The sequence below is a fragment of the Streptomyces sp. NPDC005566 genome (assembly GCF_040605575.1).
In the GTDB taxonomy this organism is placed as follows: Bacteria; Actinomycetota; Actinomycetes; order Streptomycetales; family Streptomycetaceae; genus Streptomyces.
This window is the reverse complement of sequence record NZ_JBEXDB010000016.1, coordinates 94,728-115,862: the sequence shown is the minus strand read 5'-3', so window position 1 is coordinate 115,862 and position 21,135 is coordinate 94,728. Positions and strand designations below refer to the sequence as shown.

Here is a 21,135-nt window from a genome sequence, read left to right as displayed (position 1 = left end):
GGAGCTTGATTTGTCACGATCGTCGCTCGCAGGCGAACGGGCGGCTAGTGTGAGCGCTCCGGTGCAGCCGACCTGCCAGGTCGGGCGCACTGCCGCAAGACACACCGAGCGCCTTGAGGGGGAGGCGCCGCGTGGGCCCCGACGGAGGACGCAGGCAACCGTGGACGCGCAAGGCCGTGGGCGGGACGAGGGCATCGACCCCGCAGACCAGTGGGTACTCAACCCGGACACCGGTGATTACGAACTGCGACTGACCCCCTCCAAAGGGCGATCAGCCGCACCGGCTTCCCCCAGGAGCAGCAGATCCGGAAGCGGCACATCCGGAGGCGCCGCATCCGCGCCCTCCCCGCGCCGCCGCTCCGGCCCGGCGACACCGCCGGACGAGGCGCGGACCTCCGTACCCGGGCAGCGTGGCGGACGCAGGTCCGGCCGCGGGGACCGGGACGACGCGAGGCAGCCGGGCGGTCGCGCCGCGGGCCGGGCTGCCGGACCGTCGACGGGGCGCCGCAGGCCGAAGCCGAAGAAGTCCACCAAGAAGAAGGCACTGGTCTGGACGGGCGGCGTGCTGGCGTTCCTGCTGGTCGGCGTCGGCACCGCGGGCTACCTCGTGTACCAGCACTTCAACGGCAACATCTCGTCCGTCTCCAGCGACGGGGCCGGGACCGGCGGCTTCAGCAAGGACCGGGCCATCAACATCCTGGTGATCGGGACCGACAAGCGGACCGGCGCGGGCAACGAGGGCTACGGCGACAAGGAGAGCGTCGGCCACGCCGACACGACGATCCTCTTCCACGTCTCCAAGGACCGTACGAACGCCACCGCACTGAGCATTCCGCGCGACCTGATAACCACCATCCCCGACTGTCCGACGGAGCAGAGCGACGGCTCGAAGAAGGACATCCCCGGGACCGGGGTCGACGGATCCCGCTTCAACACGAGCCTCGGGCAGTCCGACCGGACGCCCAGCTGCACCATGCGCACGGTCACGAAGCTCACCGGCATGAAGGTCGACCACTTCATGGTGGCCGACTTCAACGCGGTCAAGACGCTGACCGCCGCCGTCGACGGCGTGGACATCTGCCTCGCCAAGGACATCAAGGACGAGAAGTCCCACCTGAACCTCACGAAGGGCGAACACACCCTTCAGGGCGAGGAGGCGTTGTCCTTCCTGCGCACCCGGTACTCCGTCGGCTTCGGCAGCGACCTGAGCCGTATCGAGCTCCAGCAGCAGTTCCTCGGTTCGCTCATGCGCAAGCTGAAGTCCAACGACACCCTGACCAGCCCCAGCAAGATGTGGACCCTCGCCGACGCGGCCACCAAGGCGCTCACCGTCGACGACACGATCGACGACATCAACCAGCTGCGGAAACTGGGCATGGAGCTGGCCTCGGTCGACCCGAAGAACATCACCTTCACCACGGTGCCCGTGCTGGACAACCCGGACGACAAGGCCACCGTGATCCTCGACACGTCGAAGGCTCCGCAGGTGTTCTCGATGATGCGCGAGGACGTCTCCTTCACCGCGGTGGAGAAGCAGGAGAAGGCCGCCGCCAAGGCCAAGGACGCCGCCAAGCTCAAGGGCGAGATGGCCGACCCGGCGGACGTCCGGGTCGACGTCTTCAACGGCGGAGCCCCGGCAGGATCCGCGCAGGAAGCGCTGGACTGGCTGCAGAACGAAGAGGGCGTACTCAAGTCCGCCAACCAGGCCAACGCACCCGAGAAGGTGGCGAAGACCCAGCTGGTCTACGCCCCCAACCAGGCGGACCAGGCACGCCGGCTGGCCGACCTGATGGGCCTGTCGGCCTCCGCCCTGAAGCCGACGACGACGGACGCCGGCGCGACGGATCCGATGGTGCTGACCTTGGGCCCGGACTTCAAGGAAGCGGGCACCCCGCTCGCGGCCCCGCAGAAGGCTCCGGAGGACATCCAGCAGGTGCAGGCGGACAAGGCGGTCTGCGCCAAGTAACCCACAGCGGCCCGCCCCCGCGCAGTCCAGCCCGTCCGGAGCCCCGGGACGGACCGGGTGCGCGGGTCCGGGCCGCATGTATGTGCAGGGGGCCCGCCCACACCGGACCGGCCGGAACACAGCACCGCACAGCACCGCACACGCGCTATGCGCCTGCCCGCACCCGGTCCGCCGCCCGGATCACCGCCGCGGCCAGCCGCACGTTCTCCGGAGCGGCCCCGCCCGGAAGCGCGAACCGGCGACGCGTGTAGCCGTAGGCCACACCGTGGACCGGGTCGGCGAACGCCTGCGACCCCGCGGCCCCCGAGTGCCCGAACGCCCCCTCGCCCAGGAACGGGTAGGGCACCTGCGGCGCCTCGAAGCCGAGAGCGAAGTGGTTCGGCTCTCCGGTCACCATGTCGTCGCCCGTCCACCGCACCCGTCCGACCTCGGCCACCATGTCCGGCTTGAGCAGAGGCGCCCGGCCGTCCACCTCGGAGATCGCCGCCGCGTACATCCCGGCCAGCCCGCGCGCCGACGCCACCCCGCCGGCCGAGGCCTGACCGAGGGCGCGCACGGCACGGGTGTTGGCGAACTCGACCAGGTCGAACGGCGGGTCCGACGTCCAGCCGAACGCGAGCGCCATGAGACCTTCCGGGTCGACGGGGTTCGCCTCGGCCTCCGCGGCCTGCTCGGGCGTGGGTATGCCGGGCCGGACGGCCACGTACCGCGGTTCGAGCGCCTCGGGCAGCCCCAGGTGGAAGTCCAGCCCGTACGGGGCGCGTACCCGCTCCTCGAACAGCTCCTGGACCGACCGCCCGGTGGCCCTGCGCACGACCTCACCGGTGAGGGCGCCGATCACCAGCGCGTGGTAGCCGTAGGCCGCCCCCGGCTCCCAGAACGGCCGCTGGCCGGCCAGCCGTTCGGCGATGATCCGGTCGTCGGCCAGCTCCGCGACGCCGAGTCCGCCGTCCGCCCAGACCACCCCGGAGCGGTGCGAGACCAACTCGCGCAGGGTCAGCTCGCCCTTGCCCTCGGCGGCGAACTCCGGCCAGTACGACGCCACCGTCCGCTCCAGGTCCAGGACGCCGTCCTGGACGAGCAGGGCGAGCACGAGGTGCGCGGCGCCCTTGGTGGAGGAGTACACCGCAGGCAGCGAATCCCCGGCGATCCCCTCTCCGGCCCACAGGTCCACCACCCGGCGGCCGTGGTGGTGGACGGCGAGCTGGCCGCCCGGCTCGGTGTGGTCCTCGGCGAGTACGGCGGCGAACTCCTCCCGTACGTTCTCGAAGCCGTCCGCGACCGTGCCGTGCACGGTGATGGTCCCGTCCTCGTCCGACATGACGTGCCCCCGGGTGATCGGTTGGGTTGGACTGTGCTCAGCTGCCAACTCCCGCCCACCGGGGCTTCATTCCCCGCGTTCGACGATTTCCCGGGCGAGCGCGGCCAGGTGCGGCAGGGCCGGGTGGCCGGGGCCGTCCCGCCTGGCCAGCAGGACGGGCAGCGGCGGGGCGTCGTCCAGCGGCCGGTACGCGACCCCGGTGTGCGGGTGCATGTCGGCGGTGGACGCCCCGGAGACGCCCGCCCCGCGTCCCGCGGCGATGGCGGTGAGCCAGTCGTCGGTGTTGGCGACGGTGAGCGTGGAGACCGGCCGCGCGTGCGGGGGCCACAGGCCGAGTGTGGTGGTGCCGGAGACCGTGTTCAGGACGACGGCACCGCCGGCCAGATCGGCGAGTGACAGCGACCGGCGGGCGGCGAGCGGACCGTCGGCGGCGACGGCCGCGACCCGGTCCTCGGTGAACAGCAGCTCGGTGACGAGCCCCGGCGCGTCCACCGGCCCCCGCAGGAGCGCCGCGTCGACCTCGCCACGGGTCAGACCGGCCGTGCGGTCGTCGATCCGCAGCAGTTCGAGCGGGGTCTGCGGGTGGCGCTGCTGCCAGGTCCGCAGCAGGGGTGTGGTGTAGGGGCCGAACGCCGACCATGCGTGCCCGAGCCGCAGCGGCCAGTGGCGCAGCCGTCCGGCGTCGACGGCCTCGTCGAAGGCGCCGACCGCGGCGGCGGCCTTGTCCCGGAAGAGGACGCCCTCGGCGGTGAGGGCGAGATGGTGTGTGGAGCGGTCGACGAGCCGGACGCCCAGATGCCTCTCCAGGGCCGCGAGCGTCCGGGAGACGACGGGCTGGGTGAGCCGGAGCCTGGAGGCGGCCCGGGTGACGCTTCCCTCCTCCGCGATCGCGAGGAAGGCCCGGAGGTGCCGGAGCTCGACACCGCGTCCGCCGCCCTCGCCACTGCCCTGTCCTGTGCTCATGCGTGGGGAGCATAACGGGAGCGCAATCGGCATTTCACGCGAGGCGCGCGCGTCTCTACGGTGAGGGAGTGAGGTCGGCGCGGGCAGTGCTTTATTGTGGACCCGCTAGTGCACTTCACTGAACTTTTGAAAGGTCTCCCAGGTGAACGACCAGCGCAGTGCCGCAGAGCCGGCCGCAGCCGTCGCCGTACCGGAGGCGGTGTCCGCGCTCGACGAGCCCGGCCGCGGCCGCTCCGCCGCCCGCAAGGCGGCTCTGGGGCCGGTCGCGCTGGTGGTCGCGGGCGGGCTCTCCGTGCAGTTCGGCGCGGCGGTCGCGGTCCTGCTCATGCCGAAGGCGGGCGCACTCGGCGTGGTCACGCTGCGCCTGGCAGCCGCCGCCCTCCTCCTGCTGGTCGTCTGCCGCCCGAAGCTGCGCGGGCACTCGCGGGCCGACTGGGGCACGGTCGTGGCGTTCGGCATCGCGATGGGCGGCATGAACACGCTCTTCTACCAGGCCGCCGACCGCATCCCGCTGGGCGCCGCCGTCACCCTCGAGGTGCTGGGTCCCCTGGTCCTCTCCGTCGTCGCGTCCCGCCGCCTGGTCAACTTCGTCTGGGCGGGCCTGGCCCTGGGCGGCGTCTTCCTGCTCAGCGGCGGAGGCTTCGACCGCCTGGACCCGGTCGGAGCGGCGTACGCCCTGGGGGCGGGCGCGATGTGGGCGGCGTACATCATCTTCAGCGCACGCACCGGCCGCCGCTTCCCGCAGGCTGACGGCCTGGCCCTGGCCATGGTCGTCGCGGCGGTCCTCACGCTCCCGCTCGGCATCATGGAGGCCGGCTCGAAACTCCTGGTGCCCTCCACGCTGGCCCTGGGCGCGGCCGTGGCCGTACTGAGCTCGGTCCTCCCGTACACCCTGGAACTCATGGCCCTGCGCCGTCTGCCCGCCCCCACCTTCGCGATCCTGATGAGTCTGGAACCCGCCATCGCCGCCACGGCGGGCTTCCTCATCCTCGACCAGGCGCTCTCCACGACCGATGCCCTGGCCATCGCCCTGGTCATCGGCGCCAGCATGGGTGCGGTGCGCGCCGCGTCGCGCAGAGGGACCATGGAAGGGAACTGAGGAAGGGGGCCCGCCCATGGGATCCGCCAAGGCAACCGATGAGTACGACGGGCTGTACGCGCACACCCCCTCGCAGGCCGAGGGCGATCGCGACGAACCCGCCGGGGGCAGCCGGGCCTCCGAAGTCCACCCGGACGTTCCACGGACCGAACCCTCGCAGGCCGAGGGCGACCGCACGGAGTAGGCGCGGGCTCAGGCGTCGACGGGCAGGATGCGGAACGCGGTGAAGCCGGGCGTCAGAGGGGTGATGGCCCGGAAGTCCCGCTGGTCGAGGGTGAAGATGCGGTCGGTCCTGTACCGGTCGGCGAGGACGACGCCCACCGCGTCCGCGAGGTCCAGTCTCAGCCCCTCGTACTTCCGACGCACCTGATGGGCCGCGCCGAGGTCCGCGGGCTTCAGTTCGGCCAGCCTGTACTGTCCGTCCGCCATGCGGGAGTTCAGCGCCTCCATCACCTGCATCGCAGCAGGGAAGCCCAGATCCCGGTGCACCAGGTGATCCAGTTCGGTGACGACGAGAGGTGAGATGGCGAGCCTCTCGTGCTCGAGGATCCCCGCAGCCTCGGGATGCTCGGGCTGCGCCGCATCGAAGGCGGCGTACAGGGCGGACGTGTCGGCGACGATGATCAACGGCGTGCCGTTCGTTCCTTGATGTGCTCGTAGACGCTGTCGTCCATCGCCTCGGGGCTGAGCGGGCGCCCACTGTCGAAGACCGGAAGACTGCGGGTCCCCTTGGGGCGCTCGGCGTTCTCGAGGAGCAGCGCGATGCCCCGCCTGATGAGCTCGGCCTTGCTGATCCCGGTGGCGGACGACTCGGCATCCAGCCGTACTTCCAGGTCCTCCGGGAGGTACACCGTCGTCTTTATCATGCTCACAGATTACCACCTGCCATACGTAGGGCACCTGATCGCGCCGCCCGGAATGCGGGCGGTTCGGCCGACTGCCTGCCTCGGGCCCTGCGCCGACCGGCCGCGTCGCCACAGGCCCGCTCATCCGGTCCTTGGGCCGTCGGCTACGTTCCGGGGCCATGAACGACAGCGTGTACGTGGGCAACGCGGGCCGGGACGCGGCACTCGACCGGGGATGGCTGCTCGGCCATTTCAAGGACGCCGGCGACCCCCGGCGAAGTGAGGAACTGGAGATCAAGTGGGGTGTGCATCCGCGCGGCGACGAGCGGGCCCGCTGGGTGACCGGCGAGGTGCGCACGGCCCTGCTGGTCCTCATCAGCGGCCGGTTCCGTGTGGAGTTGCCCGGGCGGAGCGTGCTGCTCGCCCGGCAGGGTGACTACGTCGTGTGGGGCCGGGGTGTCGACCACTCCTGGTACGCGGAGGAGGAGTCCGTGGTGCTGACCGTGCGCTGGCCGTCCGTCCCCGGCTACCGGGCGGACGGAGGGGCCTGAAGCGCCCGTGGACACCGTGGATCCCGGGATCGCGTCCCCGTAAAAAAATAATGCAAGCATGCTTGCTTGTTTTCTGGGGCGCTGGCATGCTCCGGGGCACACCGCCACGCCCCCAGGGAGCGCACCGTGTCCGATGCATCGGCCGTGACCGTCGCCGTACTCGACGACCTGCGTCAGGAGAGCGACGAACTCGACCTACTGGTAGCCGGACTGAGCGCGGAGGGCTGGGCCGGGCCGACGCCCGCCGACGGGTGGACCGTCGCCCATCAGATCGCCCACCTGAACTGGACCGACGAGGTCGCGCTGATCGCCGTCACCGAGCCCGACGCCTTCGCCGCCGAGGTCGACAGGGCGGTCGCCGACCCTGAGACCTTCGTCGACGAGGCCGCCGCCGAGAGGGTGACGCTCCTGCCGCCCGACGCCCTGCTCGTACAGTGGCGGGAGGGCAGGGCGGAGCTGCACACGGCGCTGCGCGAGGCACCCGCCGGGACCAGATTCCCCTGGTACGGGCCGCCCATGAGCGTCGCCTCGATGGCGACCGCGCGGCTCATGGAGACCTGGGCGCACGGCCAGGACGTCGCCGACGCCCTCGGCGTGACGAGGAAGCCGACCCCGCGGCTGCGGCACGTGGCCAGGATCGGGGTGCGGGCCCGGGACTACGCCTACTTCGTGCGCGGCGAACAGCCGCCCGGTGAGCCCTTCCGGGTGGAACTGGAGGGACCGGACGGCGAGTTGGTCGCCTACGGGCCCGAGGGCGCCGCGCAGCGCGTGACCGGGACCCTGCTCGACTTCTGCCTGCTCGTCACCCAGCGCGCCCACCGCGACGACCTCGCCCTGCACGCCGTGGGAGCCGACGCCGAGCGGTGGCTGGACATCGCGCAGGCCTTCGCCGGGCCCGCCGGTCCCGGGCGCCCCCGGCAGGGGGACCGATGACGCGGCCGCTGCGCATCGGCAACGCCTCCGGCTTCTACGGCGACCGCTTCGACGCCGTACGCGAGATGCTCACGGGCGGTCCCCTCGACGTCCTGACCGGGGACTACCTCGCCGAGCTCACCATGCTGATCCTGGGGCGCAGCCGGCTCAAGGACCCCGGACGCGGGTACGCGTCCACCTTCCTGCGGCAGTTGGAGGAGGGCCTCGGGCTCGCCCACGAGCGCGGTGTGAAGATCGTCACCAACGCCGGAGGGCTCAATCCGGCCGGGCTCGCCGACGCCGTGAGGGAGTTGGCCGACAGGGTGGGCGTGCCCGTGCGCGTCGCACACGTCGAGGGCGACAACAGGCCCGTGCCCGACGGATTCCTCACCGCCAACGCCTACCTCGGCGGCGCCGGGATCGCCGCCTGCCTGCGTGCCGGGGCCGACATCGTCGTCACCGGACGCGTCACCGACGCCGCCCTCGTCACCGGGCCCGCCGCCGCCCACTTCGGCTGGGGCGACGAGGACCACGACGCACTCGCCGGGGCCGTCGTTGCCGGGCACGTACTGGAGTGCGGGACCCAGGCCACCGGCGGGAACTACGCGTTCTTCGGCGAGCACGACGTACGCAGGCCCGGGTTTCCGCTCGCCGAGATCCATCAGGACGGGTCGAGCGTCATCACCAAGCACGACGGTACGGGCGGCGTCGTCGACCTCGGCACCGTCACCGCCCAGTTGCTGTACGAGACCGGCGGGGCCCGGTACGCCGGACCGGACGTCACCGCCCGGCTCGACACCGTCCGGCTGACACAGGACGGGCCGGACCGCGTACGGATCTCCGGGGTGCGGGGCGAGGCGCCGCCGCCCACGCTCAAGGTCGGGCTCAACCGGCTCGGCGGCTGGCGCAACGAGGTCGTCTTCGTGCTGACCGGGCTCGACATCGAGGCCAAGGCGCAGCTCGTGCAGGACCAGTTCGCCGACGCCCTGGCCCGCGGCGGGCGGCGGCCCGCCGAGGTGCGATGGGAGCTGGCCCGCACCGACCGGGCCGACGCCGCGAGCGAGGAGACCGCCAGCGCCCTGCTGCGGCTCGTCGTCCGCGACCAGGACGCGGAAGCGGTCGGGCGCGCGGTGTCCGGGGCGGCCGTCGAGCTGGCGCTCGGCAGCTACCCCGGCTTCCACGTGACCGCCCCGCCCGGGAAGGGCGCGCCCTACGGCGTGTTCGAGGCCGAGTACGTACCGGCCGAGGAGGTCCGGCACGTCGCCGTCCTGCCGGACGGGGAACGGGAGGCCGTACCCCCGGCCGTACGGACCCGGGCGCTCGAAGCGGTCGAGGAACCCGGGCTCCCGGAGCCGCTGCCGTCCGGCCCCACCCGCTCCGCACCGCTCGGCCGCGTCGCCGGAGCCCGCAGCGGCGACAAGGGCGGTGACGCCAACGTGGGTGTCTGGGTACGGAGCGAGGACGCGTGGCGGTGGCTGGCCCACGAGCTGACCGTCGCGCGCTTCCAGGAACTGCTCCCGGAGACCGCCGGGCTCACCGTCGTACGCCATGTCCTGCCGAACCTGCGGGCCCTGAACTTCGTCGTCCACGGCCTCCTCGGCGAGGGCGTCGCCGCGCAGGCCCGCTTCGATCCGCAGGCCAAGGCGGTGGGGGAGTGGCTGCGGTCCCGCCATCTCCCCGTCCCCGCAGCGCTCCTGGAAGAACCGGAGGTGACCGCATGACCGTCCTGCCCACCGCACTCGACACCGCCGGGCCCGAATACGCCGCCCACCGCGAGGCCATGCTCGCGAAGCTCGCCGAGCTCGACACCGAGCACGCCAAGGCCCTGGCGGGCGGCGGCGAGAAGTACGTGGCACGGCACAGGAAGCGCGGCAAGCTGCTGGCCCGCGAGCGGATCGAGCTGCTGGTCGACCCGGACACCCCGTTCCTGGAACTGTCCCCGCTCGCCGCCTGGGGCAGCGACTACGCAGTCGGCGCCTCCCTCGTCACCGGGATCGGGGTGGTGGAGGGCGTCGAGTGCCTGATCACCGCCAACGACCCGACCGTACGCGGCGGCGCCTCCAACCCGTGGACGCTCAAGAAGGCCCTGCGCGCGAACGAGATCGCCTTCGCCAACCGGCTGCCCTGCATCAGCCTGGTCGAGTCGGGCGGGGCGGATCTGCCCTCGCAGAAGGAGATCTTCATCCCGGGGGGCGCGCTGTTCCGCGACCTCACCCGGCTGTCGGCGGCCGGGATCCCCACCGTCGCCGTCGTCTTCGGGAACTCCACCGCCGGTGGCGCGTACGTCCCCGGCATGTCCGACCACACCGTCATGATCAAGGAGCAGTCGAAGGTCTTCCTCGGCGGCCCGCCCCTGGTGAAGATGGCCACCGGCGAGGAGAGCGACGACGAGTCGCTCGGCGGCGCCGAGATGCACGCCCGCACGTCCGGGCTCGCCGACCACTTCGCACTCGACGAGCACGACGCGCTGCGCCAGGCCCGGCGGATCGTCGCCCGCCTCAACTGGCGCAAGGCGCACGCCGATCCGGGGCCCGCGGAGCCTCCGAAGTACGACGAGGACGAACTCGTCGGGATCATCCCGGGCGACCTCAAGGTCCCCTTCGACCCGCGCGAGGTCATCGCCCGGCTCGTCGACGGATCGGACTTCGACGCGTTCAAGCCGCTCTACGGGACGAGTCTGGTCACCGGCTGGGCACGGCTGCACGGCTATCCGGTCGGCATCCTCGCCAACGCCCAGGGCGTGCTGTTCAGCGAGGAGTCGCAGAAGGCCGCGCAGTTCATCCAGCTCGCCAACCAGCGCGACATCCCGCTCCTGTTCCTGCACAACACCACCGGCTACATGGTCGGCAAGGAGTACGAGCAGGGCGGCATCATCAAGCACGGCGCGATGATGATCAACGCGGTGTCGAACTCGAAGGTCCCGCACCTGTCCGTGCTGATGGGCGCCTCCTACGGCGCCGGCCACTACGGCATGTGCGGCCGCGCCTACGACCCGCGCTTCCTGTTCGCCTGGCCCAGCAGCAAGTCCGCCGTCATGGGCCCCCAGCAGCTCGCCGGCGTCCTGTCGATCGTCGCCCGCGCCTCCTCCGCCGCGAAGGGCCTGCCCTACGACGACGAGGCCGACGCGGGACTGCGCGCCATGGTGGAGCAGCAGATCGAGTCGGAGTCGCTGCCCATGTTCCTGTCGGGGCGGCTCTACGACGACGGGGTCATCGACCCGCGCGACACCAGGACCGTCCTCGGGATGTGCCTGTCCGCGATCCACACGGCACCGGTCGAGGGCGCCCGCGGCGGCTTCGGCATCTTCCGGATGTGAGGCACAGATGATCACCACTCTCCTTGTCGCCAACCGCGGCGAGATCGCCTGCCGGATCTTCCGCACCTGCCGCGAACTGGGCATCTCCACCGTCGCCGTGTACTCGGACGCGGACGCCGGAGCCCTGCACGTGCGGGAGGCCGACACCGCTGTGCGCCTCCCGGGCGCCGCACCCGCCGATACGTACCTGCGCGGCGACCTCGTCGTCGCCGCGGCCCTCGCGGCGGGCGCCGACGCCGTGCACCCCGGGTACGGCTTCCTCTCCGAGAACGCAGGGTTCGCCCAGGCCGTGCAGGACGCGGGCCTCGTATGGGTGGGGCCGCCGGTGAAGGCCATCGAGCTGATGGCGTCCAAGACCCGGGCCAAGGAACTGATGGCCGCCGCGGAGGTCCCCCTCCTCGCCCCCGTCGACCCGGGAAGCGCCACCGCCGAGGACCTTCCGCTGCTGCTCAAGGCGGCGGCGGGCGGCGGCGGACGCGGGATGCGGATCGTACGGGAACTCAAGCACCTGCCCGGTGAGTTGACCGCGGCATCCGCGGAGGCCGCCTCGGCCTTCGGGGACGGCGAGGTCTTCGCCGAGCCGTACGTCGAACGCGGCCGGCACGTCGAGGTCCAGGTCATGGCGGACGACCGGGGAACGGTGTGGGCGCTCGGCACCCGCGACTGCTCGCTCCAGCGCCGCCACCAGAAGGTCATCGAGGAGGCCCCCGCGCCCGGCCTCGACGACGCGCTGCGGCAGCGGCTGCACGACGCGGCCGTCGCGGCGGCGCAGACGGTGGGCTACCGGGGCGCGGGGACCGTCGAGTTCCTCGTATCGGCCGAGGGACGCCCGTACTTCCTGGAGATGAACACCCGCCTCCAGGTCGAACACCCCGTCACGGAAGCGGTGTACGGGCTCGACCTCGTCGCCCTGCAACTCCGGGTCGCGGAGGGCGAACCGCTGCCCGCCACGACACCCCCCGAGCCGCACGGGCACGCCGTCGAGGCCCGGCTGTACGCCGAGGACCCCGCCGCCGGCTGGCAGCCGCAGACCGGCACACTCCACGCCCTGGACGTGCCGGACGAGCCCGGACTGCGCCTCGACACGGGATACACCGGCGGCGACACCGTCGGGGTGCACTACGACCCGATGCTCGCCAAGGTCATCGCGCACGCGCCGACCCGTACCGAAGCCGTACGCCTCCTCGCCCGCGCCCTCGAACGCGCCCGCATCCACGGGCCGGTCACCAACCGGGACCTGCTCGTACGGTCCCTGCGCCACCCCGACTTCACCGGCGCCCGGCCGGACACCGGCTTCTACGACCGGCACCTCGCCGCCCTCACCCCCGGACCCGGTGCGGGGGAGCAGCGCCTCGCCGCGACCGCGGCCGCCCTCGCCCGGGCCGCCGACCGGCCCGCCTCGGGCCCCGCCCGCCTCGGCTCCTGGCGCAACGTCGCCTCGCAGCCCCAGGCCAGGAGCTACCGCGGCGAACCCGACGGCAGCGAGCACGAGATCACCTACCGGACCGGGCGCGACGGACTCCGGCCGGAATCCGGCGAACGCGTCGTCTCCGCCGCACCCGGCCGCGTCCGCCTCGAAACCGGCGGCGTCACCCGGCACTTCGCCGTCGCCGAACACGACGGGCGCGTGTACGTGGACGGCGACCGCGGCTCGTACACCTTCACCGCCCTGCCCCGCTTCACCGACCCCACCGAACGCACCGAACCCGGCTCCCTGCTCGCACCCATGCCCGGCACCGTCGTCCGCCTCGCGGACGGGCTCGAGCCGGGCGTGGCCGTCGAGGCCGGACAGCCGCTGATCTGGCTGGAGGCGATGAAGATGGAGCACCGCATCCTCGCCCCTGCCTCCGGCACCCTCACCGTGCTCCACGCCGCCCCCGGCCTCCAGGTCGAGGTCGGCGCCCTGCTCGCCGTCGTCACCGAACCCGCAGACACGGGATCCGCCGCACCGGAGGAGAACGCATGAGCACCGTCCTCGAAACCGAAGAGCACAAGGCGCTGCGCGCCGCCGTCGCCGCCCTCGGCACGCGCTACGGGCGCGACTACATGACCTCCGTGATCCGCGAGGGCTCCCACCCCCACGAGCTGTGGAGCGACGCCGCCAAACTCGGCTACCTCGGCGTCAACCTCCCCGAGGAGTACGGCGGCGGAGGCGGCGGCATGGCCGAACTCTCCATCGTCCTGGAGGAGCTCGGCGCCGCCGGATCACCCCTGCTGATGATGGTCGTCTCGCCCGCCATCTGCGGCACGGTCATAGCCCGCTTCGGCACGGAGAGCCAGAAGCGGCAGTGGCTGCCCGGCCTCGCCGACGGCAGCCTCACCATGGCCTTCGGCATCACCGAACCCGACGCCGGGTCCAACTCCCACCGCATCACCACCACGGCCCGCCGGGACGGCACCGGCGAGGACGCCGACTGGCTGCTCACCGGCCGCAAGGTCTTCGTCTCCGGCGTCGACATCGCGGACGCCACCCTCATCGTCGGGCGCACCGAGGACGCGCGGACCGGCACGCTCAAGCCCTGCCTCTTCATCGTCCCGCGCGACACCCCCGGCTTCGGGCGCGCGCAGATCGACATGGATCTCCACGCACCGGAGAAGCAGTTCGAGCTGACCCTCGACGACGTACGGCTGCCGTCCGACGCACTCGTGGGCGACCAGGACGCCGGGCTGCTCCAACTGTTCGCCGGGCTCAACCCCGAGCGGATCATGACGGCCGCGTTCGGTATCGGGATGGGGCGGTACGCGCTCGGCAAGGCCGTCGAGTACGCGCGCACCCGCCAGGTGTGGAAGGCGCCGATCGGCTCCCACCAGGCCATCGCGCACCCCCTCGCCATCGCCCACATCGAGCTGGAACTGGCCCGGCTCATGATGCAGAAGGCGGCCCGGCTGTACGACGAGGGCGACGACACCGGCGCCGGCGAGGCCGCCAACATGGCCAAGTACGCGGCCGGCGAAGCCTGTGTGAAGGCTGTCGACCAGGCCGTACACACCCTCGGCGGCAACGGCCTCACCCGCGAGTACGGCCTCGCCTCCCTGATCACGGCGGCACGCGTGGCCCGCATCGCGCCCGTCAGCCGGGAGATGATCCTGAACTACGTCTCCCACCAGTCGCTGGGACTGCCGAAGTCGTACTGAGGACGCTTCGGTCCAGGGTCTCCCCATTCCGCACGGCAGGGGCGATTCTGACTCTTCACACCCGCACGGCGCCCCCCGCTCCTCGGAACGGGGCGCCGTGCCCGCCGCACCGCGACGACAGGGGACCGCCATGGTGTTCCGCAGCGAGTACGCAGAAGTTCCGGCCCTCGACACACCCATCCACGAAGCGGTACTGGGCGACGCCGCCGCGTTCGGCGACACCGTCGCCCTGATCGACGGCACGAACGGCCTCTCCGTCACCTACGGCCAGCTCGACACGTTCCACCGCCGCATCGCCGCCCACCTCGCCGGAGCGGGACTCCGCAAGGGCGACGTCCTCGCCCTGCACAGCCCCAACACGATCGCCTACCCCCCGGTGTTCTACGGGGCCACACGCGCCGGAGCCTCCGTCACCACCGTCCACCCGCTCGCCACGGCGGAGGAGTTCGCCAAGCAGCTGAAGGACTCCGCCGCCCGCTGGATCGTCACCGTGTCGCCGTTCCTCGACGTGGCCCGTCAGGCGGCCGAACTCGCGGGCGGCATCCAGGAGATCTTCGTCTGCGACCAGGCCGACGGACACACCTCCGTACTCGACATGCTGGGCTCCACCGCCCCGGAACCCGAGATCGCGTTCGACCCCGCCGAGGACATCGCCGCCCTCCCGTACTCCTCCGGGACCACCGGCACCCCCAAGGGCGTGATGCTCACCCACCGCTCCATCGGCACCAACCTGGAGCAGCTGCGCCCCTTCATCCCCATGGGACCCGGCGACAGCATCCTGGCCGTCCTCCCCTTCTTCCACATCTACGGGCTGACCGCCCTGATGAACGTCCCCCTGCGCTGCGGGGCCACGGTCGTCGTCCTGCCCCGCTTCGACCTCGACCAGTTCCTCGGCGCCATCCAGGAGCACCGCATCAGCGGGCTGTACGTGGCCCCGCCCATCGTCCTGGCCCTCGCCAAGCACCCGGCCGTCGGCAACTACGACCTGTCCTCGCTGCGGTACATCGTCAGCGCCGCCGCCCCCCTGGACGCCGAACTCGCCGCCGCGTGCTCGGCCCGCCTCGGCCTGCCGCCCGTACGCCAGGCCTACGGCATGACGGAACTCTCGCCCGGCACGCACGTCGTGCCGCTGGACGCCGAGAACCCGCCGCCCGGCGCCGTCGGGAAGCTGCTGCCCAGCACCGAGATGCGGATCGTGTCGATCGAGGACCCCGGCAAGGACGTCGGGACCGGCACCGACGGCGAGATCCTCATCCGCGGCCCCCAGGTGATGAAGGGCTACCTCGGACGCCCCGAAGCCACCGCCGAGATGATCGACGCGGACGGCTGGGTGCACACCGGGGACGTCGGCCGTGTCGACGCCGACGGCTGGCTGCACGTCGTCGACCGGGTGAAGGAACTGATCAAGTACAAGGGCTACCAGGTCGCACCCGCTGACCTGGAGGCCCTGCTCCTGACCCACGAGTCCGTCGCGGACGCCGCCGTCATCGGGGTGTACGACGCCGAGGGCAACGAGGTCCCCAAGGCCTACGTCGTACGTCAGCCGGCCGCCCCGGACCTCACCGCCGACGACGTCATGGCGTACGTCGCCGGGCACGTCGCCCCGTACAAGAAGGTCCGACGGGTCGAATTCATCGAGGCCGTACCCCGCGCGGCCTCCGGCAAGATCCTCCGACGGGAACTGCGCGACCGGGAGAAACAGCGATGACCCTTGCGGAACGTGCCCACGAGCGGGGCATCACCACCCTCACGCTCGACTCCCCGGCCAACCGCAACGCCCTGAGCGCACGGCTCGTGGCCGCACTGGCCGGGGCACTCGACGACTGCGCGGCGGACGACACCGTACGGGCGGTGATCCTCACCCACACCGGCAACACGTTCTGCGCGGGCGCCGACCTCACCGCACCGGCCGACCCGCACGCCTTCGTCGCCCTCATGCGGCGCATCGTCACCCTGCCCAAACCGGTCGTCGCCCGGGTCACCGGGCACGTCAGGGCCGGCGGGCTCGGGCTGCTCGGCGCCTGCGACATCTCCGTCGCGGGCCCCGACTCCTCCTTCGCGCTCACCGAATCACGCCTCGGCCTCGCCCCGGCCGTCATCTCCCTGCCCCTGCTGCCCCGCCTGGAACCCCGCGCGGCATCCCGCTACTACCTCACCGGGGAACGCTTCGACGCGGCGGAAGCCGCGCGGATCGGCCTCGTGAGCCTCGCCGCCGAGGACGTGGACAAGGCGCTCGTACCGGTACTGGACGGACTGCGCAGGGCGTCGCCCCAGGGGCTGGCCGCCTCGAAGGAGCTGGTCACGGCTACTGTGCGGAGGAGTTTCGACCAGCACGCAGAAGACCTCATCGCCCGCTCGGCGGCCCTGTTCGCCTCCGCCGAGGCACGGGAGGGGATGACGGCCTTCCTCGAACGACGGGACCCCGCATGGCTGCTGTGACCCCCACGACACCCAAGCAGGACCGCAGCCGCGCCACCCGTCAACGGCTGCTGGAAGCCGCGGTGGCCTGCCTCGCCGAACACGGCTGGGCAGGCTCCACCGTCTCCGTCGTCGCCGAACGCGCGGGGGTGTCGCGCGGAGCCGCCCAGCACCACTTCCCCACGCGCGAGGACCTGTTCACCGGTGCCGTCGAGTACGTCGCCGAGGAACGCTCCGCCGCCCTGCGCGCCCTGCCCGTGCAGGGCCGCCCGGCGGTGCTCGCCGCCATCGTCGACCTCTACACGGGGCCGCTCTTCCGCGCCGCGCTGCAGCTCTGGGTCGCCGCGTCCAACGAGGAGCAGCTCCGCCCCCGCGTCACCGAACTCGAAGCCCGCGTCGGCCGCGAGACCCACCGCATCGCCGTCGAACTCCTCGGCGCCGACGAGAACCGCCCCGGAGTCCGCGAAACGGTCCAGGGCCTCCTCGACATGGCCCGCGGCCTCGGCCTCGCCAACCTGCTGACCGACGACACAACCCGACGCCGCAGGGTGGTGGCCCAGTGGGCGGTCCTGCTGGACGAGGCACTGGGCCGCTCAGGCGCCGCCGGCGACCTGCGCGTCGAGGAAGTCCAGTAGCGCCGCGTTGAACAGTTCCGGCTGCTCGACCCCCGGCAGGTGGCCCGCCCGGTCGATGACCGTCAGCGTGGCGTGGGGGACGAGGCGGCGGATGTCCTCGGCGCTGCTGACCGGGGTGTAGACGTCGTCCGCGCCCACCACGATCAGGACCGGTACCTCGACGGCGGCGAGGGTGTCGCGGTAGTCGGGGCGTTCGGCCCGCCCCCGCAGAGCGGCTGCGGCGCCCTCCGGGTCGGTGGCCCGCATCATGCCCTGGACGTGTGCCGCCACATCCGGCAGGGCGACCACGTTGTACGGGGCGAGCATCTTGTCGATCACCTCGGCCGCGTAACCGCCCATGCCCTCGGCCAGCAGCCGGTCGGCCAGGCGGTTGCGGACGTCCTTGCCCTCCTCGGTCTCGGCGGGCGCGGAGGTGTCGGACAGCACCAGGGCCAGCGCCCGCGGCGGGTGGCGGAGCTGGAACTCCATGGCGATCTGGCCGCCCATGGACACTCCGCCGATGACCGCACGTTCCACGCCCAGGTGGTCGAGGAGGGCGGCGATGTCGTCCGCGAAACGGGAGAGGAAGACCTTGCCGGGCGTGACGCTGCTCTCGCCGTAACCGCGCAGATCAGGGGTGATCACGCGGTACCCGGCCGCGGTCAGCGCCCTGACGGACGGCGCCCACATGGTGCGGTTGAACGGATGGCCGTGGACGAGGACGACCGGAAGTCCGTCCGAAGGCCCCTCGTCGTCGTAGTGCAAGGTGGCGTCGTTCAGCGCTGTGTGGCTCATGCCGGCCACTTTAACGTCGTGATCAGCGATGGCTCCGTCGAGCAACTGTCATGGTGTGCAGGGCGGTTGAGGGGCCCCCGCGCGGAGGGCCCCGACGCAGGTGACGGTCAGTTCCCCAGGTCGGCGAGCTGCTCGTACCCCGGGATCTCCCGCGGATTGCGCGTGCCCGGGCCGATGTACGTCGCCGAGGGGCGCACCAGCCGGCCCGTCCGCTTCTGCTCCAGGATGTGCGCCGACCAGCCCGCCGTACGGGCGCAGCTGAACATCGACGTGAACATGTGCGCCGGGACCTCCGCGAAGTCCAGCACGATGGCCGCCCAGAACTCGACGTTCGTCGCCAGCACCCGGTCCGGGCGCCTGGCGTGCAGCTCCTCCAGAGCGGCCTTCTCCAGCGCCTCCGCCACCTCGAAGCGCGGGGCCGCCAGCTCCCGCGCCGTACGCCGCAGGACGCGGGCCCGCGGGTCCTCGGCGCGGTAGACACGGTGGCCGAAGCCCATCAGCCGTTCGCCCTTGTCCAGGGCCTGCTTCACGTACGCCGTGGCGTCGCCGGTCCGCTCGATCTCCTCGATCATGCCGAGCACCCGGGACGGGGCACCACCGTGCAGCGGACCCGACATCGCGCCCACCGCTCCCGACAGCGCGGCCGACACGTCCGCGCCGGTCGACGCGATGACGCGGGCGGTGAACGTCGAGGCGTTCATGCCGTGCTCGGCCGCCGAGGTCCAGTAGGCGTCGACCGCCTTCACGTGCTTGGGGTCCGGCTCACCGCGCCAGCGGATCATGAACCGTTCCACCACGGACTGCGCCTTGTCGATCTCGCTCTGCGGAACCATCGGCAGCCCCTGGCCGCGCGCCGACTGGGCCACGTACGACAGGGCCATCACCGCGGCCCGCGCCAGGTCGTTCCGCGCGGTCTCCACGTCGATGTCGAGCAGCGGTTTGAGCCCCCACACGGGCGCCAGCATGGCGAGCGCGGACTGCACGTCGACACGGATGTCGCCGGAGTGCACGGGGATCGGGAACGGTTCGGCGGGCGGCAGGCCGGGGTTGAACGCCCCGTCGACCAGCAGACCCCAGACGTTGCCGAACGACACATGGCCGACGAGGTCCTCGATGTCGACGCCGCGGTAGCGGAGCGATCCGCCTTCCTTGTCGGGCTCGGCGATCTCCGTCTCGAACGCGACGACTCCTTCAAGTCCGGGTACGAAGTCGGACATCGGGCGGCTCCCTCGGCTCGGCGGCTGCGTGACGGCCACGAAGGCCTCTCCACGATACTGGCGGGTACCCACGGTGCGGGGAAGGGTGACATCCGGCACAGCCTCCCGGCTCGCGGTCCGGCGGTCGCGCCCCTGCCCGCAGGGAACACCTGCCCGCTGCGGCAGGATGGCCCCGTGCCCACAGCTGATGCCACTCCGTCCTCCGCTTCCGCCTCCTCTCGCGCCTCTGCCTCCGATTGCACCACCGATCCGGCCGCGATGCGCGAGCAGTACCGTTCCGAGGACTTCACCGAGAAGGACCTCGCCGCCGATCCGATGGACCAGTTCGCCCAGTGGTTCCGCCAGGTCGCCGGGGGCGGCGCACTCCACGAGCCCAACGCGATGGTGGTCTCCACGGCCACGCCCGAGGGGCGGCCGTCCTCCCGCACGGTGCTGCTGAAGCACTACGACGACCGCGGCTTCGTCTTCTTCACCCATTACGGCTCCCGCAAGGGCCGCGAGCTGACCGCGAACCACCACGTCTCGCTGCTCTTCCCCTGGCACCCGCTGGCCCGCCAGGTCATCGTCACCGGCACCGCGGTCCGCGTCGGCCGCGAGGAGACGGTCGCCTACTTCCGCACCCGCCCGCACGGCTCCCAGCTCGGCGCCTGGGCGAGCGAGCAGTCCGCGGTGATCGGCTCCCGCGAGGAGCTGGTGAGGCGCTACGAGGAGCTGGACGCCCGCTACCCGGAGGGCGAGAAGGTCCCGGCACCCCCGCAGTGGGGCGGCTTCCGCGTCGTACCCGACACGATCGAGTTCTGGCAGGGCCGCGAGAACCGGCTGCACGACCGGCTGCGGTACGTACGCGAGGGCGAGGACTGGACCGTGGAGCGGCTCTGCCCGTAGGACCCCGGGCCCACGGGGGCCCGGACACGCAGAAACCCGCAGGCTCTGGTCCCTCCTTGCGGAGGAGCCGGCCGGACTTACCGGCGAGCCTGCGGGTCGGTGACTGCTTGGGACTGGCCGGCGACCGGCCTGCACTGCAAAGAGCGCGACAACGGGCGTCAGCCCGCAGTCACCTCACGAGTCCGAAAAGAAATCACTTCCGGAACACCTCCTTTCGCGTGTGGTTTCACCATAGGAACCCGTCCGGGCGGCACACAAGCGATTTATCGGGGGTGGAATCCCGCGTCCGCGGCAACGGTTTCGTCAGGACAGCGTCAGCGCCTCGCTGCCGCCGTCGCTGAAGAGGGAGATCTGCAGACCGGTGATACCCGCCGGGAAGTCGGAGGACAGCGAGATACGGACACGGTGGGTGCGTTCGGCGTCCTCGGCGAGGCGGCCGCTGGCCAGTTCCGCCGTGTAGGTGGCGCCGTCGGCGCTGCCGGCCGGCTTCCACACGTCGTCGTTCTGGACCGCCACGCGGACATCTCCGGGCCGCAGGATTCCACCTTCGGCGGTCACGGTCAGGATGTCGGTCGCCGCTTCGACGGTGGTGCCCACGTTGTTGTTGACGGTGGCGGTGAGTGTCCGTACGGCCCCGCCCGTCCGCAGGGAGAAGCTGTCCCTCGCCGGACCGTAGGTCACCGTGACCGTCCGGCTCGCCGGGGTGGTGCCCTCGTCCGGCGGAGGGACCACCGGCGTTGCGCCGGTGGACGGTGAGGACGGTGTGTGCGAGGGGGAGAGCGGGGGCGGAGCCGTCACTCCCGTGGTGGGGGAGACGGCAACGTCCGACTGCTTCCCGGAGCGGTCGGTCAGTGTCATCGCCGCACCTCCCACCAGGGCCACGGAAACCACGCCTGCCGCCAGCGCCAGCACCAGCGGGCCCCGGCCCCGGGCGGTCCAGCTGCCCACGGGCGGGCTGCCGGGCCGCAGCGAGTGGTGTGTGATCTGCTCGGCACGGGCCGACAGGGCGCGTACGAGCAGGTCCTCCGTTTCGGTCAGGGAGGACGGTTCGTCGTGCGGCGCTTCGTGCCGGCCTGGCTCGTTCATCGGATCCGCCAT

20 protein-coding genes are annotated in these 21,135 nt (G+C 72.1%); 13 read left to right on the top strand and 7 right to left on the bottom strand.

The window, feature by feature from the left end; translation table 11 throughout:
- Positions 1–160: 160 nt before the first annotated feature.
- Positions 161–1,966, top strand: coding sequence for an LCP family protein (locus tag ABZS61_RS24790; protein ID WP_356425205.1), 1,806 nt, complete (start codon positions 161–163; stop codon positions 1,964–1,966).
- Between the two features lie 145 nt (positions 1,967–2,111).
- Here the strand turns inward: ABZS61_RS24790 and ABZS61_RS24785 are convergent, their stop codons facing one another.
- Positions 2,112–3,287, bottom strand: a complete 1,176-nt coding sequence (locus ABZS61_RS24785; RefSeq protein WP_356425203.1) for a serine hydrolase domain-containing protein — start codon at positions 3,285–3,287, stop codon at positions 2,112–2,114.
- 66 nt (positions 3,288–3,353) lie between these two features.
- Positions 3,354–4,250 (bottom strand): LysR family transcriptional regulator, encoded by an 897-nt coding sequence (locus ABZS61_RS24780; RefSeq protein ID WP_356425200.1) that lies wholly within the window; start codon positions 4,248–4,250, stop codon positions 3,354–3,356.
- A 142-nt stretch (positions 4,251–4,392) separates the two neighbouring features.
- On the opposite strand from ABZS61_RS24780, the gene ABZS61_RS24775 reads away from it, so the two are divergent.
- Together ABZS61_RS24775 and ABZS61_RS24770 are read left to right on the top strand one after the other, a co-directional pair.
- Entirely contained in the window at positions 4,393–5,349 is a 957-nt protein-coding gene (locus ABZS61_RS24775) for an EamA family transporter (protein WP_356425197.1), read from the top strand.
- Between the two features lie 16 nt (positions 5,350–5,365).
- Positions 5,366–5,533, top strand: coding sequence for a hypothetical protein (locus tag ABZS61_RS24770; protein ID WP_356425195.1), 168 nt, complete (start codon positions 5,366–5,368; stop codon positions 5,531–5,533).
- Between the two features lie 8 nt (positions 5,534–5,541).
- Here the strand turns inward: ABZS61_RS24770 and ABZS61_RS24765 are convergent, their stop codons facing one another.
- A complete protein-coding gene (locus tag ABZS61_RS24765) occupies positions 5,542–5,976 on the bottom strand; it encodes a PIN domain-containing protein (protein WP_356425192.1) in 435 nt (144 codons plus the stop codon).
- Complete coding sequence (locus tag ABZS61_RS24760; RefSeq protein ID WP_356425189.1) at positions 5,973–6,215, bottom strand: CopG family transcriptional regulator; 243 nt, start codon at positions 6,213–6,215, stop codon at positions 5,973–5,975. Before ABZS61_RS24760 ends, ABZS61_RS24765 begins: the two co-directional genes overlap by 4 nt.
- Positions 6,216–6,373: 158 nt before the next feature.
- On the opposite strand from ABZS61_RS24760, the gene ABZS61_RS24755 reads away from it, so the two are divergent.
- The 9 genes from ABZS61_RS24755 (at position 6,374) to ABZS61_RS24715 (ending at position 17,161) form a co-directional block, all read left to right on the top strand.
- Entirely contained in the window at positions 6,374–6,745 is a 372-nt protein-coding gene (locus ABZS61_RS24755; RefSeq protein ID WP_356425186.1) for a signal peptidase I, read from the top strand.
- A gap of 126 nt (positions 6,746–6,871) precedes the next feature.
- A complete protein-coding gene (locus ABZS61_RS24750) occupies positions 6,872–7,678 on the top strand; it encodes a TIGR03084 family metal-binding protein (RefSeq protein WP_356425183.1) in 807 nt (268 codons plus the stop codon).
- Positions 7,675–9,378 (top strand): acyclic terpene utilization AtuA family protein, encoded by a 1,704-nt coding sequence (locus tag ABZS61_RS24745; RefSeq protein WP_356425180.1) that lies wholly within the window; start codon positions 7,675–7,677, stop codon positions 9,376–9,378. The genes ABZS61_RS24750 and ABZS61_RS24745 overlap by 4 nt, the downstream gene beginning before the upstream one ends.
- Entirely contained in the window at positions 9,375–10,973 is a 1,599-nt protein-coding gene (locus ABZS61_RS24740; protein WP_356425177.1) for a carboxyl transferase domain-containing protein, read from the top strand. The genes ABZS61_RS24745 and ABZS61_RS24740 overlap by 4 nt, the downstream gene beginning before the upstream one ends.
- 7 nt (positions 10,974–10,980) lie before the next feature.
- Complete coding sequence (locus ABZS61_RS24735; protein WP_356425174.1) at positions 10,981–12,939, top strand: biotin carboxylase N-terminal domain-containing protein; 1,959 nt, start codon at positions 10,981–10,983, stop codon at positions 12,937–12,939.
- Positions 12,936–14,108 (top strand): acyl-CoA dehydrogenase family protein, encoded by a 1,173-nt coding sequence (locus ABZS61_RS24730; RefSeq protein ID WP_356425171.1) that lies wholly within the window; start codon positions 12,936–12,938, stop codon positions 14,106–14,108. The genes ABZS61_RS24735 and ABZS61_RS24730 overlap by 4 nt, the downstream gene beginning before the upstream one ends.
- Positions 14,109–14,238: 130 nt before the next feature.
- Complete coding sequence (locus ABZS61_RS24725; protein ID WP_356425169.1) at positions 14,239–15,816, top strand: 4-coumarate--CoA ligase family protein; 1,578 nt, start codon at positions 14,239–14,241, stop codon at positions 15,814–15,816.
- Positions 15,813–16,547, top strand: a complete 735-nt coding sequence (locus ABZS61_RS24720) for an enoyl-CoA hydratase family protein (RefSeq protein WP_356425166.1) — start codon at positions 15,813–15,815, stop codon at positions 16,545–16,547. Before ABZS61_RS24725 ends, ABZS61_RS24720 begins: the two co-directional genes overlap by 4 nt.
- Entirely contained in the window at positions 16,535–17,161 is a 627-nt protein-coding gene (locus ABZS61_RS24715) for a TetR/AcrR family transcriptional regulator (protein ID WP_356425163.1), read from the top strand. Before ABZS61_RS24720 ends, ABZS61_RS24715 begins: the two co-directional genes overlap by 13 nt.
- On the opposite strand, the gene ABZS61_RS24710 is transcribed toward ABZS61_RS24715, so the two are convergent.
- Complete coding sequence (locus tag ABZS61_RS24710; protein WP_356425161.1) at positions 17,120–17,935, bottom strand: alpha/beta fold hydrolase; 816 nt, start codon at positions 17,933–17,935, stop codon at positions 17,120–17,122. The genes ABZS61_RS24715 and ABZS61_RS24710 overlap by 42 nt on opposite strands.
- A gap of 107 nt (positions 17,936–18,042) precedes the next feature.
- Complete coding sequence (locus ABZS61_RS24705) at positions 18,043–19,152, bottom strand: citrate synthase 2 (protein ID WP_356425157.1); 1,110 nt, start codon at positions 19,150–19,152, stop codon at positions 18,043–18,045.
- 258 nt (positions 19,153–19,410) lie between these two features.
- Between ABZS61_RS24705 and pdxH the strand changes: the two genes are divergently transcribed.
- Positions 19,411–20,037 carry a pyridoxamine 5'-phosphate oxidase gene (gene pdxH / locus ABZS61_RS24700; RefSeq protein ID WP_356425501.1) on the top strand — a complete coding sequence of 209 codons (627 nt, stop codon included), beginning with the start codon at positions 19,411–19,413 and terminating at the stop codon, positions 20,035–20,037.
- A gap of 303 nt (positions 20,038–20,340) precedes the next feature.
- On the opposite strand, the gene ABZS61_RS24695 is transcribed toward pdxH, so the two are convergent.
- Positions 20,341–21,123, bottom strand: a complete 783-nt coding sequence (locus ABZS61_RS24695) for a hypothetical protein (RefSeq protein WP_356425154.1) — start codon at positions 21,121–21,123, stop codon at positions 20,341–20,343.
- Positions 21,124–21,135 lie beyond the last annotated feature (12 nt).